We start from the raw sequence: 17088 nt of genomic DNA, 5'->3' as shown, positions 1-17088 counted from the left end.
AGATTGCCTGTGGCCGAAACACAGCTCGAGAGACAGATCACTCCAAGTGAACCACAGCTCGAGAGACGGACCACTCCCAGAATCGGAACATCACATGAATCGCGAAGACATCGAGTTCAAGGGTGAGGGTGGCGTCACCCTCCGCGGCTGGTTCTACCCGGCCAAGAACACCAGTGGCCCCGCACCAGTCGTCGTCCTGGCGCACGGGCTGTCAGCCGTTAAGGAGATGCACCTCGACGACTATGCCGTGGTCTTCGCCGAAGCCGGCCTCAACGCGCTTGTTTACGATCACCAGAACTTCGGGGACAGCGATGGAACTCCCCGCCAAGAGGTTGACCCGGTCCTGCAGTACCGGGACTTCCGGAACGCGATCACCTACGCCACCACCCGCCCGGAGGCCGACGCGTCGAACGTCGGCATCTGGGGCTCCAGCTTCTCTGGCGGACACGTCCTCATGGTCGCGTCGATCGACAAGAGAGTGAAGGCCGTCGTCTCTCAGGTGCCCTTCATCTCTGGATCGCGCATGCTCAGCCGGTCGATCCGGCCGGACTTCATCCCGCACTCCCGTGCGGCACTGCAGGGTGACCGACTCAACCAGTTCACGGGCGGAGAGCCTGCGATGCTCCCGGTCGTCACACCCGACCCGATGGCGCAGGCGGTGATGCCCGCGACCGAGGCCTACGAATGGTTCAGCAAGACATCGGCGGACCGGGCCCCCAACTGGAAGAACGAGATGACGGCTCGGAGCCTTGAGCTGGCGAGCGAATACGAGCCGGGCAGCTACATCAGCCGGATCGCCCCGACCCCACTCCTGATGATCGTGGCCGCCAGCGACACGGTGACACCGTTCGAGCTCGCCCTCGACGCGTACGAGGAGGCCCGAGAGCCGAAGCAGATCATCGTCATCCAGGGCGGCCACTTCGACGCCTACACCGGATCCGGGTTCGACGAGTGCTCCGCAGCCGCACGTGACCACTTCGTCAAGCACCTACACGTCTGAGACGCCCGAACCAAAGCCACATCCACCCGCCGTACATCCAGAGGAGCCGCAATGCCGTACTGGGAAATCTTCGCCCCCGAGAACGCCTACACGCCGGAGGACAGGGAACAGCTGTCCGAGCGCATCACCTCGCTCTACGTGGACTACGCCAACCTGCCCAAGTTCTACGTCGTGATCCTGTTCCAGGACGTTCCGGAGAACACCATGTACGTCGGTGGCAAGGCGGCCACCAACTTCGTGCGGATCCGGGTGAACCACGTCGCCCGGCAGATGGTTGACCCCGAGTTGCGATTCACCTGCATGGAGGTGATCGGGGAGAAGCTCGCGCCGTTCGTGAAGGATCGCGGCTACGACTGGGAGATCCACATCGACGAATCCCCCATGGACCTGTGGCGCACGCAGGGCCTCGTTCCGCCTCCCCCCGAGTCCGACGTGGAGAAGCTCTGGGCAAAGGAGAACAGGGCCATCCCTCACGAGGTAGCGAGCTGACCTGCTGACCGAGGACCCGGCGCACGGTCGGGCGCTGACGGCCAATGCGCCCGGGCCCTCTTCTTCCATCTCTGGCGTCTGAGGTGTGTGCCGTGACCACCCCGCCGGGCCCCGCTCCGGCCATTGCGATCACCCTCGCGTTATGCGCTGCCGCTGCCTCCGGAGTGTTGCTGGTCCTGCGGTGAGAAGGATCAAGGGCTCCGGCGGTCGCGGGGCTGCTCCGGAGGGCCGGGGCGCTCTCGTACCAGCGCTGGGCGCGCTCGTCCTATGAGTCACCGATCGTGCGTTCAAAACTTGACTTCGCCCGCCGCCGACAATTGCCATGCGGCGCCGGCCGGACCACACCGCTACCGGAGATACCTCATGAACTCTGAGAACCGTTCGCCAGCCGCACCCATCCGCGCGACGGTCTTTGTCGGTCGCTGGCCGAACATCCCCGCCGAGGAGGTGCCCGGCGTACCGTCCGGCACCTTCTCGCCGACCACGGCCACCCTCGTGAGCGGAGCCACAGAGGTGGTCCTGATCGACGCGCTCTACCTCAAGAAGGACGTCCAGGACCTCGGTGATCTGATCGAGCGCACCGGCAAGAAGCTCACGACGATCTACATCACCCACGATCACGCTGATCACTACTTGGGCTTCGGACCGTTGCTGGAGCGGTTCCCGGAGGCGAAGTGCGTGGCGATGCCCCACGTCATCGAGTCCATGAAGGCCACCATGCAGACGCAGGCCGACCAGTGGAAGTTGCTGTTCGGCGACACCTGCGTCATGGCGGGGCCGGTTCCGGACCCGCTGGAAGGTAACACCCTGTATGTCGACGGATCTCCCCTGCACATCATCGAGGTGAAGCAGGCCGACATCCATCCCACGTCCATCGTGCATATCCCCGATATCGACGTCGTCGTGGCCGGTGACTCCATCTACAACGAGATCCACCCGATGCTCGGCCTGTCGACGCCCGCGGAGTGGCAGGACTGGCTCGAGACCGTCAATGTCGTGGAGACGCTCCGACCGCGAATGATCGTCGCCGGACACCGCAGGCCCGACGGCGACGATCATGCGGTCGACACCATGATCGCCCAAACCCGCGCCTACATCCAGGACTTCGCAGCCGCCTACGAGGTTGCAAAGGACGCCGAAGAACTGGTGGCCACCATGACGGCTAAGTACCCCCACCACGGCAACCTCTGGACGCTCGAGTTCTCCGCCGTCTTCGCGATCGCGGGACGCGATGCCGCGCAGTGACCGAGCCTTTCACTCGGAGCCAGTACCAGTTGCCATCTACCCCTATTCATCTTGTTGATTATGAGAGGCGGGTTCATGCACCCCTTCTGCAAGGCCGTCGAGAGCGGTGACATGGATGCCGTGACCGCGCTACTGGCCGACGACGTCATCTTCACCAGCCCGGCCGCCTTCAAGCCGTACCCGGGCAAGGCGATCACTGATCAGATCCTGCGCAGCGTGGCCGACGTCTTTAAGGACTTCACCTACACTCGCGAGATCACCAATCCTGACGGCCGTGACCACGCCTTCGTCTTCACCGCCACCGTCTCGGGCAAGAAGGTCCAGGGCTGCGACTTCATTCACTTCGACGAGAACGGCAAGATTGACGACATCACGGTGATGGTGCGCCCTCTTTCCGCCCTTCAGGCCCTGGCCGAGGCAATGGGTCCCCACTTCGAGCAGATCGCCCGGTAGGCCGCGAAGAAGTGAGCGTGGCAATCAACTTCGGGCGCCACCCAGCCCCACCCTCCTCGCTGCCGCGGAGGCACTGCGTATCGACGTCACCCACCTGTACGGACTGACCGAGACATTCGGGCCGGCGGTGCTGTGCGACTGGCACCCCGAATGGAACGGCCTCGATGCCGCGGAACGGTCCAGACTCCGCGCACGCCAGGGCGTATCCAACGTCATCGGCCTCACCGCCCGTGTGGTCGACCGAGGAGGGGGGACGTCCCCGCGGACGGCACCACGGTCGGTGAGATCCGGCGCAAGGACGTCATCATCTCCGGCGGAGAGAACATCACCCCCATCGAGGTCGAGCAGGCTATCGCCTGCCACCCAGCCGTCCTAGAGGTCGCCGTCGTCGGCGCCCCGGACGAGCGTTGGGGTGAGGTGCCGGTCGCGTACGTCGTGCTGTGGCCGGATGCGATCACCACCGAGCGCGACATCGTCGACCACGTCAAATCCCGCATCGCACGCTTTAAGGCGCCCAAGCGGGTCGTCTTCGGGGAACTGCCGCGCACCTCCACCGGGAAGATCCAGAAGTACCTGCTCCGCGAGGGCGAGCGGGTCGTCTCTGGCGATCGATGTTCCTGAAGCAGACCGCACGGGACGGCTGTTTCCGTCCATGCACGCCCCAGCCACGTACGACGCCGACCACTTCGGCTCTTTGACCGAATTGCACTTCACACAGGACAGGTACCTCGTCATGGATTTCGCCTCGCTGCCCGACCGCCGTGCCGAACGCGACCCACAGGGACCCTCGGTCTCCGACGGGCGCCGGTCGCTGACCAACGCTCAGTTCCTGCACCGTGTCCGGGCGGCAGCGCGCCACCTTGAGGACCTCGGGGTCGAGTCCGGTGACGTCGTGGCCCTCAAGCTGACGAACCGTGCCGAGTTCGTCCTGCTGCTGTTCGCGTCCTGGCGGCTCGGCGCCACCGTCACCCCGGTCAACCCGAAGCTGACCGACGTCGAGGTCGCGCGCCAACTGGCAGACTCGGGCGCACGCCTGGTCGTGGTCGAGGACAGTACGAGGGCTGAGGACGGCGTCGTCACGCTCGCCGTCGACGACCTGTACGAAGTCACGGCAGGGGAAGACCGCGCATCGGATCCGGACCCCACCGCGCTGGCCCTGCTCATCTACACCAGCGGCACGACGGGTGTCCCGAAGGGTGTGATGCTCGATCACGCCAACATCGACGCCATGACGGAGATGGCGAGCAAGGCGCTCGAATTGGGGCCGGCCGACCGGAGCCTGCTGATCCTGCCGCTCTTCCACGTCTTCGGCGTGGTGGTCAGTGTGCTCACGCCGCTGGTCGTGGGCGCCTGCGTCGTCATCGCCGACCGGTTCGATCCCCACACCTTCTTCGACATCATCGAGCGCGAACGCCCCACCTTCTTCAGCGCCGTTCCCACGATCTACAACATGCTGGCGGCCCTGCCGGATGCGGTGCGGCCCGACACGTCGTCCGTGCGCTACGGCATCTGTGGCTCGGCACCGGCCCCTGCCGAATTGCTGACCCGCTTCGAGGCCCGCTATGGGTTCCCGCTTCTCGAGGGGTACGGGCTGTCCGAGACTTCCTGTGCCTGCACCGTCAACCCCCTCGCCGGCCCCCGACGTGCGGGGACGGTAGGGCTTCCCTTTCCCGGGCAGGAGATTCGCATCGTCGACGAGAGCGGCAGAGCGCTGGCCCCGGGGGAGAACGGCGAGGTCCTCGTGCGGGGTGCCAACGTCATGCGCGGCTACCTCGGCCGGGCGGACGAAACAGCCACGACCATTGTCGACGGCTGGTTGCACACCGGCGATGTCGGACACCTCGACGCGGACGGCTACCTGACCTTGGCCGGGCGCTCGAAGGACGTGATCATCCGTGGCGGGGAGAACATCTACCCGAAGGAGATCGAGGACGTCCTGGCCGGCGATCCGTCCGTCCTCGAGGTGGCGGTGATCGGCGAACCCAACGAGAAGTGGGGAGAGGTCGTCGTCGCCTACGTACAGCCGGTGTCGGGACGGAGCGTCGATCCGACCGAGCTGGAAGCACTCTGTGCACGCAGCCTCAGCGGCTACAAGCGTCCAACCGCTTACTTTGTCGTGGAGGCCATTCCCACGAACGCGGTCGGCAAGATCGACAAGATCTCCTTGCATGCAGCGCACGCCGCGGCGTCTGCCGGTGCTTGACGGCGCCCCGAGGGGCGGCGCTCATCCGTGTCCTTGCACCCCGACGGCTCGCAGGAGGAAGGGCAGCAGGCGGTCGGCTGTCTCCGCTGCGGACGCCTCGTCGACGTCGTCCGGCATGAGCGGGGTGAGAAAGAACCTGCTCATCATGGGGCCGATCACCAGGTCGCCGAGAAGACCTGCGTCTTCGACCGCCGAGATCTCGCCCCGCGCCGCCGCACTGTGCACGATGTGCTCCATACGTTCGCGTATGGGGAGCACAAAAGTGTTGGTGAGCGCCTCGGCCAGAGCGGCGTGGTGCGCGGCCTCGGCGATCAAGGACCGCAGAACGCCTCCCTCCCTCCCGGTCATGGACGCCGCCTTGGCCCGGAGGAGGGCACGCAGGTCCCCCTCAAGGGTGCCGGTGTCCGCGGGCTCCGTGAGGTCGTGGGCGTAGGCCGCGGCGGCGGCGACGACCATGACCTCTTTGGACGGCCAGCGACGGTACAGGGTGGCGGTGGACACTCCGGCGCGGGCGGCTACGGCGGCGGTGGTGAGTCCGCCGTATCCGCTTTCGCTCAGGACGGCCAGGGTCGCGTCCAGCAACGCTCGGTCCCGGGCGGCATCGCGAGGACGCCCCCGGCGGGCCGCTGACTTGGTCATGCGCCGACTCCGGAGGATGCGCGGAGCTGTTCGCAGAGTTCGGAATGAGTGGGAGGCGTCACACCCAACAGCATACGCTCATGCGAAACGAAATGACTTCGTTTCGTATATGCTCTGGATATGACGCCGAATACTCACGTGGACATCGCCTCCACGGCAGATCACGCGACGGAAACCGTCACCCGGCTGCGTGCCACCTTCCAGACCGGCCGGACCAAGCCTCTGATCTGGCGGAAACAGCAACTGCGAGCGCTCCGCGCCCTGTTGACCGAGCATCAGGACGCCTTCGAGGAGGCGCTGCACACCGACCTCGGCAAGGGCGCGACTGAGTCGCACGTCATGGAGATCGGCTTCCTCGTGCGGGAGATCGACCACACCCTGCGCCATCTCGACCGGTGGGTGCGCCCGAGCCGGGTGTCCGTGCCCCTGTCACTCGTGCCGGCCCGGGCTTGGACCGTGCGGGAGCCGCTGGGCACGGTGCTGATCATCAGCCCCTGGAACTACCCGCTGAATTTGGCGCTGGCGCCCCTCATCGGTGCCCTGGCCGCCGGCAACTGTGTTGTCCTCAAGCCCAGCGAGGTAGCACCCGCGACCTCGTCCGTGCTGGCTCACTGGCTGCCCCGTGTCTTGGACCCGCAGGCCGTGGCCGTCGTCGAGGGAGGCGTTCCCGAGACGACAGCCCTGCTGGAGCAGAGGTTCGACCACATCTTCTATACCGGAAACGGCACGGTCGGACGCATCGTCATGGCCGCCGCGGCCCGTCATCTCACCCCGGTCACCCTGGAGTTGGGCGGGAAGAGCCCCGCTGTGGTCGAACCCGGCACCGACCTCGCGACGGCCGCCCGCCGCATCGCCTGGGGCAAGTTCATGAACGCGGGCCAGACCTGCGTCGCACCCGACTACGTGCTCGCGGTCGGCCGGGCGGGCACCGAGATCGAGGCACACCTCATCGAGGCGATCCGTGAGATGTACGGCCACGATCCGGCCTGCAGCGACGACTACGGCAGCATCGTCAACGAACGCCACTTCGACCGGCTGGCCGGCCTGCTGGCCGACGGCCGGACCGTTGTCGGCGGCGGCCACGACCGCCCCACCCGCTATATCGCCCCGACCGTGCTCGCCGACATGGACCCCGAGTCACCCGTGATGCGCGAGGAGATCTTCGGCCCCATCCTGCCCATCGTCAGCGTCCCCGACCTGGACGCGGCCATCTCCTTCATCACCGGGCGGGACAAGCCGTTGGCCCTGTACGCCTTCACCGCCTCCAATCGCACCAAGCGGCGCCTGATCGCCGAGACCTCCTCCGGTGGCCTGACCTTCGGCGTCCCGACCGCTCAACTCGCTGTGTCCGGCCTCCCTTTCGGCGGCGTCGGCGAGAGCGGTATGGGCCGCTACCACGGCTCCTATTCCCTGGACACCTTCAGCCACACCAAGTCCGTACTCGACAAGCCACTCCAGCCCGACACGCTGCGCGTCACCTACCCGCCCTACACCCGCCGCAAGGACCGCATACTGCGACGGATCACGTGAGCCGGGTGGACAACGAGTCACGACGCAGCCGAGGGCCGCTCGAGGCCCAGAGCCTCACATCCACGTCAACGAACAACCGCCGACCGATGCCGCGGAACACGACGGGCTCCCTCTCGCGTGAGCGGGCCCCGAGGGCCAGCGAAAGGACCATCGATGAAACCTGACCGTGCGGAAGGCTTCCGCGTGGAGCGCTCGGAGTTGCTGCGCTTCTGCGGGGAACTGGACGAGAAGGAATGGGGGCCTTGACCCCTTCGTTCCGCAAGGTTGAGGTTGAGGACTTTGGCCGCCGAGCTGATCGAGCCGGGCATGAGGTGGCGATACACCTTGAAGGTGACGTCGAGGCTCTTGTGGCCCATCCACTCAGCAACATCCGTGATCGGAATTCCGCTGCTCAGGCAGTTCGACGCGAAGAAATGGCGGTTCCCGTAGAGCACCATCCCTTCTGGAATGTGCACGATGCCCGCGGCCTTGATCCGCCGCCACTGATTGTCCATCCCATGATGCGGATACGGCTTGCTGGCATCGGTGGGCTGACGCAGCAGGTAGCCGTCAGTCGTCCCATATTGATGGACATACCACTCGATCGTCTCCCGCACCCGGGCAGGGAGAGGAACGTCACGGTATTCTCCCGGTTTCCGGTGCTTGAGCGGACCGTACTTGCGGGTGGACATGATGGTCTGCTCTGAAACCCGATACACGTCGTCAGCCACGACGCACTTGAGGTTGACGGCCGCCGCCTCGCCGTTCCTCAGGCCGCAGCCGCTCATCAAATCGACGATCAAGGTGAACGCGTCATCACCTGCCACCCGTATCCCCCGCAACTGTTCCGGGGACGGAATTACTGCTTGCGCAGGGTTGTACTGCGGCGGCTTGACGCCGGCCACGGGGTTGTCGGGAAATATTCCGAGCCGATGCGCGTCGAGGAGAACCGCTCGCAGCTTGTCGAAGGCGTTGGACTGGGTTGCCAGGCCAGCGCCCTTGCGCTCCATGGATCGAATGAAGCCGTCAACGACCTTGTGGTCGAAGGAGTTCATCCGCCGACTGCCGAGTGCCGGATAAAGGTGGTGTTTGAGGAGCGAGTCGAGGTGTCCTACCGAGGCGACAGCCAAATGCCTCTGGCCAGCCTTCCACTCCTCCACGTACTCCTGGAACGGCATCGCCCCATACTTACGGATGCGCTCCGCCTTCGACTGAGGCTGTCGGCTCGCCTTCTTCTCGTTGTAGATCTCCACCAAGCGCTCGACAGCCTTGTCCTGGGTCTCGAATCCAGACTCCTCCGCCTGACTACCGGTCGTCGACCGGTAGCGGATCATGTACGGGTGAGGGCACTTCGACCACCTCGACCGCGCATGCCCGCACTCCTTGAAGAAGGATCCCATCCCACGAGCCAATGAATCCCGGGCCACGGTCAACCAGCTCCTCGCGACTGATGCTGACAGTTTGCTGACCGATGACCGTCCACAAGGTCGCTGACCTGCGGAAACAGGGGCGAGGTTCGATATGTGGTGGAACTTCATCGGCCGGTCCCAGGACGAGATCGTGCAGGCCCGCGACGACTGGGCGAAGGGAACCCGCTTCGGCGAGGTGAAGGGCTACGACGGCGCCCCGCTGCACGCACCGGAGCTTCCGGCGACGCCGCTGAAACCAAGGGGAAGGGTGCGCTGACCTGCGAAATTCCGGGTCGCTGGCCCCAGGAATGCGAGGTCATCGATCCGCTCGTCCGCAACGGTGGCGGGGAGGGATCGATCGCACGATGATGGCGACCAGCGCTGATCCCTGAGTCGACTGGCCCACGGACGGGGGCGCAGGGACAGTCACTCCGGCGGTTGTTGGAACCCACAAGCCTGGATGCATTCAGGGGTGGACGCGCACCCCCTTGCGGGTGGGAGTGTCGCGCCGAGGCAGCATCATCAACACCTCGGACATATCGGCGACTTGCGGCACCACGGCGCCAGGATCTTCGAGGAGAACCGCTTGCGCTCGCCGGTGTCGTCGTCGACGCGGCGGTCGTTCACCCGCGGAGCTCTGACCTCGACCGGTCCGGCGGCAGTGACCACGGCCGTCGCCTTGTGGTGGCCGTTGCGGACCACCAGACGCCGCCCGTGCTCGTCAGCACGGGCGCACCTTCCCGGCCATCGCTGTAACGCGAGCCTATTCGGAGACCATCAAAGGATCATTCTCGCCGGCCCCACAAAATGGCCGGGCCGGGCTGGTGCCGGGGGCGACGGCGAAGCCGCGCGTCGATGGTCTGCGGGCGCGACCTTCGCGCCGCGCCGAGGGGCCAGCCCTGAAGGGAGGACGCCGTGGCGGGCGTGATGGACGTCCCAGGTGAGGTCGGCGAAACCCGGGGAATCAGTTGCGACATCGGATGGGAGGTTGTCATGGGTGGCAGGGATCTGGAACTGGGCGAGCTTCTCGCCGCTGCGGAGGCCGCGCCGCCCGGGGAATCCGTCGGCGTCATCGCGCACGACCTGCGCAAGCGTTTCGGGGCGGAGCGTGTGTCGTTCCTGTTCGCCGATCTTGTGGGGCAGCGGTTGCTGCGTCTGACCGCGCCCGCCGAGGGTGACACGGCGGACGATGCCGAGCGGATCGATTTGCGAGGCAGCGTCTACGACACGGTTCTTCGCGGCCAGCGCCAGCATGTGGAACCGGACGGCCAGGGCGGCAGACGCGTGATCTCGCCGGTGACCAACCGCGGCGACTGCATCGGGCTGCTGGAGGTGACGCTGCAGCACACCGACGACACCGTGCTCGGACAGATCAGCGACGCGGCCCACGCGCTTGCCTACATCATCGTCACGGACCGGCGCTTCACCGATCTGTACCACGCGGGCCGACGCACCACCCGGACCAGCCTGGCCGCCGAGATCCAGCACCAGTTGCTTCCTTCGTCCTCCTGCTGTGAGGCCCCCCAGTTCACCCTCGCCGCAGGACTGGTGCCGGCCGACGACATCGGCGGCGACACGTACGACTACACCCTCGATCGGGACACCCTGCACCTGTCCATCACTGATGCCATGGGGCACGACACCGACTCCGCCCTGCTGGCCACATTGCTCATGGGTGCGTTGCGCGGCGCCCGCCGCAGTGGCTGCGACGCGCTCCAGCAGGCCCGGCGTGCCCACGAGGCCCTGCTGGCCCACAGTCGCGGATTGGCCACCGGACAACTGCTGTGCGTCCGCCTCGAGACGGGTATCTGCGAACTGGTCAACGCGGGACATCCCTGGCCTCTGCGTCTGCGCGAGGGCGCCGCCGAGGTCGAGGAGGTAAAGCTCGCCGTCAACCTGCCGTTCGGCGTGGCAGCGCCCACCTCCTACCGGCTCCAGGAGCTTCAGTTGCGCCCCGGTGACCGCCTGATCCTGCTCACTGACGGCATGCAGGAACGCGGTGCCGCGGCTGTCGACCTGGCCTCTCTCGTGCGCGACACTCGCGTCTCACATCCCAGGGAGGCCGTCCGCACCCTGACCACCGCGGTTCTGGACGCCTGCCGGGGCAACCTGAAGGACGACGCCACTGTCCTCGTCCTGGACTGGCACGGTCCCCGGCGATGACCGGCCGGCCATACCGACCCGCCCCGTGAACCTTGCTCTGGATCTGCGGCCTGCCGCCACCGTCTTGCTCCGGCATGGTCGAGTGGCCCGACTCGGTCATCGATGTCGGGCGTTGGCGACTCCTGAGTCGAACAACGTTTCGACCCCTCGGCGGTCAGAGTGCGGGGAGGTCCCGGACGTCGGCGAGGCGTGCCGCGCTTCAGCGAGATCTCCCGCCGCCCGCGCGGGTTGTTCCCGTCGTACGAGGACGAGGAGTTGTTGGCCGATCCGCACTACCTGGGCCGCCGGAAGCGCCTCGTCACGGACGTCGCGTACGAGGAGTTGGTGGAGTCGCTGGTGTCTGCGGTGGAGGCCGAACTGCCCGGCACGCTGCTGCATTGGGAGAACTTCGCGACCGCCCACGCCCGCCCGTTCCTCACCCGCTACCAGGCCCGGCTGCTGCTTCAACGACGACGTCCAGGGCACGGCCGCCGTTCGTTCTCGGGGCGCTGACCACGGCCGCCACGGTTGCGGGTTTTCAACCAGGGGCGCCGGTCCGCTCACAGGAAGCGCCGGACCGGGCAAGTAGATGCCGATGCCTGCTGGGCCCGTCATCCACCCACGAGCGTCTGCGGGCAAGGCAAGAGCGTTGAAGTCCACGTCACTCAGCACGATCAGGCTCTTCACAGCGTCCACGCGGCGAGTCGGAACACGACGACACCGAGGCCGTCGAAGCCCGCATGGGGCCGCCGACCTCGCTGGTCTTGCCACGTCGGTGCTGGGCCTCGCCCAGATCACACGCGCCGACGGCATGATCGCCCAACGCACTCCTCGAGGCCCGGCGCCGGTACGGCACACCCCACCGCGGTCTCCTCCTGCTCCGCCCGCTGCACCCCGGTCGGTCGGCTTCTATGTCGGTGCACAGCAGGCGGGTGCTGCCCGGGGGCAGGGGCCTGCCGGGCGCTGGAGCGTCGGAGTGCGGGTCGGCGCGCGGCGGCAAGCTTGTGCTTCCTGGGTAGTGGTGTCGCCGTCCGCGGTGACCAGCTGCGGCGGCGGACGCCCGGCGCTCACCCGTTCCAGGTGGTGGATTCGACGGCGACGCAGCCCTGCGGTGACGACCTGCGGTGACGACGCACAATGGTGCAGAGCCGGGAGTCCCAGCCCCGACCGACCGACAGGACCTCGCGAAGTGAGGCACTACGCCCGACGTCTCTCCCCCCGCTCTTCGAGGACACCGGGTCGCCGTCCGATGGTCGGGCCGTCGGCCGTCAGGCGGTGCTGAGCATGCCTTCGCGCAGGCGGGCCAGGAGACGGGAGATCAGCCGGGAGACGTGCATCTGGGAGACGCCGAGACGTTCCGCGATCTGGGCTTGGGTGAGTTCCTCCACGAACCGCCAGTGGATGATCTTGCGGTCGCGTTCGCCCAGTTCGGCGATCATGGGTCCAAGGGCGTGAAAGTCCTCGACCAGGCCGAGGGCCGCGTCCTCGTCGCCGATGAAGTCCGCCAGCGCGGCCTCGCCGTCCTCGCTCCCGTTGATCGCCGCGTCCAGGGAGGCCGACTTGTAGCCGTTGGAGGCCAGCTGGGCCTCGACGACCTCGCCCTCCGACAGGCTCATCAGCTCGGAAAGCTCCCTGGTCGTCGGTGTCCGGCCCAGTCGGCTGCGCAGTTCCTCGTTGGCACGGGCGAGTTGGACGCGGGCTTCCTGGAGCCGGCGCGGGACGTGGACGGCCCAGGACGTATCCCGGAAGAACCGCTTGATCTCGCCGACGATGTACGGCACGGCGAAGGAGGTGAACTCGACCTCGCGGGACAGCTCGAACCGGTCGATCGCCTTGATGAGGCCGATCATGCCGACCTGGACGATGTCCTCCATCTCCTCCGGACCGCGACTGCGGAACCGACCGGCCGCGTAGCGGACCAGGGACATGTTCATCTCGATCAGCGTGTTCCGGGCGTACTGGTACTCGGGTGTGCCCTCCTCCACCACCGCCAACTGGTCGAAGAACAGCTTCGACAACTTCCGCGCGTCCTTCGGTGCCACCTTGGCGGGGTCCGCGATCTCCGGAACGTCGACCGTCTGCCCAGCGGTCTGCACGGTCGTCGTCATCATGTGCCCCTCCCCTTCGATCGGCCTTGTCCTGCCGGCCCGTGGTCCGGCAAGCACGCGCATACCCCGGCCGCCGGTCAGCATTCCTCGAACCGCTGTCAGTCCCCGCTCGGCTCACCGTGGCTACGTACGACTTCCTTCATCTTGGCCACCGCGAACCCCCACCCCTGTTCGACGGTCGGCTTGGCCGGCACGGCGATCTCGTCGGGATTGGTGAGGACGTCGAGCAGGACCGGGCCCGGACTGCGCAAAGCGCGTCGCACGGCGCTCTCCACGTCGGCCGGCTCGGTCACGCGGATGCCGGTGATGCCCATGGCTTCGGCTACGGCGGCGAAGTCGGGGTTGTCGAGCACGGTGCCGAACTCGGGCAGCCCGGACTGCTCCTGTTCGAGTTTCACCATGCCCAGCCGTCGGTTGTCGAAGACGACGAGCTTGACGGGAAGGCGGTACGTCTTCAGGGTCATGAGGTCGCCGAGGAGCATGCTCAGTCCGCCGTCGCCGCAGAAGGCCACGACCTGGCGCTCGCGGTCCAGGAACTGGGCGCCCAGAGCCTGAGGCATGGCGTTGGCCATCGAGCCGAGGTTGTAGGAGCCGATGAGGCGTCGCTCGCCACGCATCTCGACGAAGCGCGAAAGCCACACCGTGGCCATGCCCGTGTCGGAGGTGAAGACGGCGTCGTCGGCCGCGATCCGGTCGACGGCCGCGGCCAGCGCTTCGGGGCGGATGTCGTGGGCACGGTTGTCCAGCGCGGAGCGGACACGGCCCACGACGCCCTTGTCGTGCGACGGGTCGGCGAGCCGGGCCTGACCCGTGCGCCACTTGTCGAAGCGTGCACGCGCCTTCTCCAGGTGAGAGCGGTCCCGTGCGCCTCCGGACCCGGCGGGCGCGGCGGGCGCGGCGGCGAGATTGCCCAGGAGGTCGCGTACGGTGGCGCCGGTGTCCCCCACGAGCCCGGCGTCGACCGGAACCCGGCGTCCGATGTGGGTGGCCTCGGTGTCCACCTGGATCACGGTCCGGCCCTCGGGATACCAGTCCCTGTAGGGGAAGTCCGTACCGAGCAGCACAAGGGTGTCCGCGTCCTGGAGGGCCGCCGCGGCGGCGGGGTTGCCGATCAGCCCCGTCTGGCCGACCTGGAAGGGGTTGTCGTCGCCCTCGAAGCCCGCCTTGGCCTTCAGCGTGAGCACCATCGGCGCGGCCAGGCGGTCGGCGAGGGTGAGGACGTCCTCGCGTGCGGTGCGGGCGCCCTCACCCACGAGCAGGGTGACCCGTTCGGAGCGGGCGAGGAGTTCTGCGGCGCGGCGAACGGCCGACTCGTCGGGCCGGCTCACCGGAGGGTTCAGGGAGAACCGGGCCGGCCGGTCGGCGGTCAGTTCCCGTTCGCCCAGGTCGCCCGGCACGGTGAGGACGGCGACGCCCTTGCGACCCAAGGCATGGCGCACCGCCGTTTCCAGCATCCGCGGAAGCTGGTCGGGAGAGGTGAGGGTCGCGCGGAAGACGGCCACGTCGCTGAAGAGGGCGTCGTTGTCGACTTCTTGGAAGTAGTCGCTGCCGAGTTCGGCGAGCGGCACCTGACCGGCGATGACCAGGACCGGGGCGTGACTCTTGGCAGCGTCGTAGAGCCCGTTGAGGAGGTGGACGGAACCGGGTCCGACCGTGCCCATGCACACGCCGAGGGTCTGGGTGAGCTGGGACTGGGCGCTCGCGGCGAACGCCGCCGCCTCCTCGTGCCGGCAGCCCACCCACTCGATGCCCTCGGTGGTGCGGATGACGTCGGTCAGGGGATTGAGGGCGTCTCCCACGACGCCGAACACCTGGCGCACGCCGAGTTCGCTCAGCGCGTCCACGATGACGCGGGCAACAGTACGGGTCATGTCAGTCCTCCGGGGTCACACCGTGAAACGGTCGGGGTCGGCGGCCTGCCAGTCGGCCGCCCAGGAGGCAGGCGGCTCGGCGAGCAACTGCCCCGGCGCAAGCCACTCGTAGAGTTCCTCGTATGAGCGCTCGCTGCTGTGGTCGACGCGCCGACGAAGCATGTGCGGACGCAGCTGGGCGGGATCGGTGACACCCATGGACGCCATGATCTGCAAAGCGCCGGCCACAGTCGCTTCCTGGAAACGCTGGACGCGCGCCGTCTTGTCACGGACGTCGAGGGCGCGGGCACGACGCGGGTCCTGGGTCGTGACACCGGTGGGGCAGGTGTTCGTATGGCACCTCTGTGCCTGGATGCAGCCGACGGCGAACATCATCGCCCGTGCGGCGTTGCCGTAGTCGGCGCCCTGCACCAGGCGTTTGACCAGGTCGGTGCCGGTGGCGATCTTGCCGCTCGCCCCGATCTTGATCCGGTCGCGGAGGCCCGCTCCCACGAGGGCGTTGTGCACGGTGTGCAACCCCTCGGTGAGCGGGGTGCCCACATGGTCGGCGAACTCCAGCGGCGCCGCACCGGTCCCGCCCTCGGCGCCGTCCACCACGATGAAATCAGGTGCCGTGCCCTCCTCAAGCATGGCCTTGCACACGGCCAGGAACTGCCGGCGCGAACCCACACACAGTTTGAACCCGGCAGGCTTGCCACCGGACAACTCGCGCATGCGGGCGATGAAGCGCACAAGTTCACGCGGGGTGGAGAACACCCGGTGGTACGGCGGGGAGACGACCGTCCGCCCCTCGGGCACGTCCCGGACCCGGGCGATCTCGGCGTTCACCTTGGTGCCCGGCAGAACACCGCCGATGCCGGGCTTCGCCCCCTGCGACAGCTTCAGGGACACGCACTTGACGTGATCGTTTGCGGCCTTGTCGGCGAACTCGGCGGCGTCGAAATCGCCTTCCTCGGTGCGGCAGCCGAAGTACCCGGTGCCGATCTCCCACACGAGGTCACCTCCCGGACGGAGGTGATATTCGGACAGCCCGCCCTCACCGGTGTCCTGGGCGAACCCCCCGGCCGCCGCACCTCCGTTGAGCGCGAGGACGGCGTTGGCCGACAGCGAGCCGAAGCTCATCGCCGACACGTTCAGCAGCGCCATGTCGTAAGGACGGCTGCACTCGGGGCCGCCGATCCGCACGCGCGGCGGGTTCTTGGGCACTGGGCACGGTGCCATCGACGGGACCAGGGACTCGTAGCCGGGTTGGTACACGTCCCGTTCGGTGCCGTACGGCTCCTCCGCGTCGGTGCCCTTGGCCCGCTCGTAGACGATGCTGCGCACGTTCCGGTCGAAGGGGCGCCCGTCGTAGTTCCGCTCGATGAAGTACTGCTGCAACTCCGGGCGTATGCGCTCCATGAGGAAGCGGACATGGCCGAGGACGGGATAGTTGCGCAGCACCGAATGCCGACGCTGCGCCAGGTCCCAGGCGCCCAGCACGCCCACGCACGTGAGCGGAAGGGCCGCGAACCACCAGTAGGGCGAGATCCCGACCGCCGCAACCAAGGCACCGAGAGCGGTCACCAGAATCAGGACGACTATTCCAACGCGTGTCACACCTGGCGCATTGCCCGGTTGTCGATTGCCATGCACGACAATCGGTCACGGAACGCTCTGATTCTCCGGGCCCGCCCGGGCGGGGCCCCCGGCCGCGAACGAGGGCGGTTGCCCGGTTCAGCCGCCGCGCCTCGGCGTCGGTGTCGGCGACCACGGCGCTGACGGAGAGAATGCCGGACCTCCGGTCGGCCCGTCGGCCAGGGGTGCGGAGAACGCGCCGTGGCGCAGCAGAGCGCGAGGGGCACCGTCCGGGTTGACGAAACCCGCGAAGGCTTAGCCGAGGCCGAGTTGGCCTGCCATCCGGGCGCTGTTGCCCGAGGAACCGAGAATCCACACGCCGGCTCGCGAGGCGACACCCGCGGCAGGGCTCAGGCGCGCGAAGGGGTGGTCGGCGGGGAAGTGGCCGTTGACGTGGGCGAGT

General features: G+C 67.4%; 14 protein-coding genes and 2 pseudogenes. 10 read left to right on the top strand and 6 right to left on the bottom strand.

Annotated elements, in window-relative coordinates; genetic code table 11:
- The first annotated feature begins 94 nt into the window (after positions 1–94).
- The 6 genes from PV396_RS08875 to PV396_RS08850 all read left to right on the top strand — a co-directional run bounded on the left by PV396_RS08875 (position 95) and on the right by PV396_RS08850 (position 5390).
- Positions 95–1000 carry an alpha/beta hydrolase gene (locus tag PV396_RS08875; RefSeq protein WP_319202152.1) on the top strand — a complete coding sequence of 302 codons (906 nt, stop codon included), beginning with the start codon at positions 95–97 and terminating at the stop codon, positions 998–1000.
- A 51-nt stretch (positions 1001–1051) separates the two neighbouring features.
- On the top strand, positions 1052–1489 hold the full coding sequence (locus tag PV396_RS08870; protein WP_319202150.1) for a tautomerase family protein: 438 nt from the start codon (positions 1052–1054) through the stop codon (positions 1487–1489).
- A gap of 363 nt (positions 1490–1852) precedes the next feature.
- A complete protein-coding gene (locus PV396_RS08865; protein WP_319202148.1) occupies positions 1853–2734 on the top strand; it encodes an MBL fold metallo-hydrolase in 882 nt (293 codons plus the stop codon).
- A gap of 75 nt (positions 2735–2809) precedes the next feature.
- Positions 2810–3187, top strand: coding sequence for a nuclear transport factor 2 family protein (locus PV396_RS08860; protein WP_319202146.1), 378 nt, complete (start codon positions 2810–2812; stop codon positions 3185–3187).
- A gap of 150 nt (positions 3188–3337) precedes the next feature.
- Positions 3338–3808 (top strand): AMP-binding enzyme, encoded by a 471-nt coding sequence (locus PV396_RS08855; protein WP_319202335.1) that lies wholly within the window; start codon positions 3338–3340, stop codon positions 3806–3808.
- 31 nt (positions 3809–3839) lie between these two features.
- Positions 3840–5390 carry a class I adenylate-forming enzyme family protein gene (locus PV396_RS08850; protein ID WP_319202144.1) on the top strand — a complete coding sequence of 517 codons (1551 nt, stop codon included), beginning with the start codon at positions 3840–3842 and terminating at the stop codon, positions 5388–5390.
- Between the two features lie 21 nt (positions 5391–5411).
- On the opposite strand, the gene PV396_RS08845 is transcribed toward PV396_RS08850, so the two are convergent.
- Entirely contained in the window at positions 5412–6029 is a 618-nt protein-coding gene (locus tag PV396_RS08845) for a TetR/AcrR family transcriptional regulator (RefSeq protein WP_319202142.1), read from the bottom strand.
- A gap of 120 nt (positions 6030–6149) precedes the next feature.
- Here PV396_RS08845 and PV396_RS08840 point away from each other — a divergent pair, with 120 nt between their 5' ends.
- Positions 6150–7559 carry an aldehyde dehydrogenase family protein gene (locus tag PV396_RS08840; protein WP_319202140.1) on the top strand — a complete coding sequence of 470 codons (1410 nt, stop codon included), beginning with the start codon at positions 6150–6152 and terminating at the stop codon, positions 7557–7559.
- A 65-nt stretch (positions 7560–7624) separates the two neighbouring features.
- Here PV396_RS08840 and PV396_RS08835 read toward each other — a convergent pair whose 3' ends face one another.
- Positions 7625–8872 carry a tyrosine-type recombinase/integrase gene (locus PV396_RS08835; RefSeq protein WP_319202138.1) on the bottom strand — a complete coding sequence of 416 codons (1248 nt, stop codon included), beginning with the start codon at positions 8870–8872 and terminating at the stop codon, positions 7625–7627.
- Between the two features lie 187 nt (positions 8873–9059).
- On the opposite strand from PV396_RS08835, the pseudogene PV396_RS08830 reads away from it, so the two are divergent.
- Positions 9060–9224, top strand: a pseudogene (locus tag PV396_RS08830) (pirin family protein); the annotation flags it as partial.
- 263 nt (positions 9225–9487) lie between these two features.
- Here PV396_RS08830 and PV396_RS08825 read toward each other — a convergent pair.
- A pseudogene (locus PV396_RS08825) lies at positions 9488–9670 on the bottom strand (IS256 family transposase); the annotation flags it as partial.
- A gap of 270 nt (positions 9671–9940) precedes the next feature.
- Between PV396_RS08825 and PV396_RS08820 the strand changes: the two are divergent.
- Both PV396_RS08820 and PV396_RS08815 read left to right on the top strand, forming a co-directional pair.
- Positions 9941–11110 carry a PP2C family protein-serine/threonine phosphatase gene (locus PV396_RS08820; RefSeq protein WP_319202136.1) on the top strand — a complete coding sequence of 390 codons (1170 nt, stop codon included), beginning with the start codon at positions 9941–9943 and terminating at the stop codon, positions 11108–11110.
- A gap of 189 nt (positions 11111–11299) precedes the next feature.
- The gene (locus tag PV396_RS08815; RefSeq protein WP_319202133.1) at positions 11300–11602 is read left to right on the top strand and encodes a hypothetical protein; all 303 of its coding nucleotides are present in this window, start codon (positions 11300–11302) and stop codon (positions 11600–11602) included.
- Between the two features lie 755 nt (positions 11603–12357).
- Here the strand turns inward: PV396_RS08815 and PV396_RS08810 are convergent.
- From PV396_RS08810 to PV396_RS08800, 3 genes are all read right to left on the bottom strand, one after another.
- A complete protein-coding gene (locus PV396_RS08810; protein ID WP_319202131.1) occupies positions 12358–13200 on the bottom strand; it encodes an RNA polymerase sigma factor SigF in 843 nt (280 codons plus the stop codon).
- 95 nt (positions 13201–13295) lie between these two features.
- A complete protein-coding gene (locus PV396_RS08805; protein ID WP_319202129.1) occupies positions 13296–15068 on the bottom strand; it encodes a thiamine pyrophosphate-dependent enzyme in 1773 nt (590 codons plus the stop codon).
- A gap of 15 nt (positions 15069–15083) precedes the next feature.
- Positions 15084–16667, bottom strand: coding sequence for an FMN-binding glutamate synthase family protein (locus PV396_RS08800; protein WP_319202126.1), 1584 nt, complete (start codon positions 16665–16667; stop codon positions 15084–15086).
- Between the last annotated feature and the right edge of the window lie 421 nt (positions 16668–17088).

This window comes from Streptomyces sp. ME02-8801-2C (genome assembly GCF_033793965.1).
Classification (GTDB): domain Bacteria; phylum Actinomycetota; class Actinomycetes; order Streptomycetales; family Streptomycetaceae; genus Streptomyces.
Note: the sequence above shows the minus strand (reverse complement) of the source record. Positions and strands in the feature narration are given on the sequence as shown.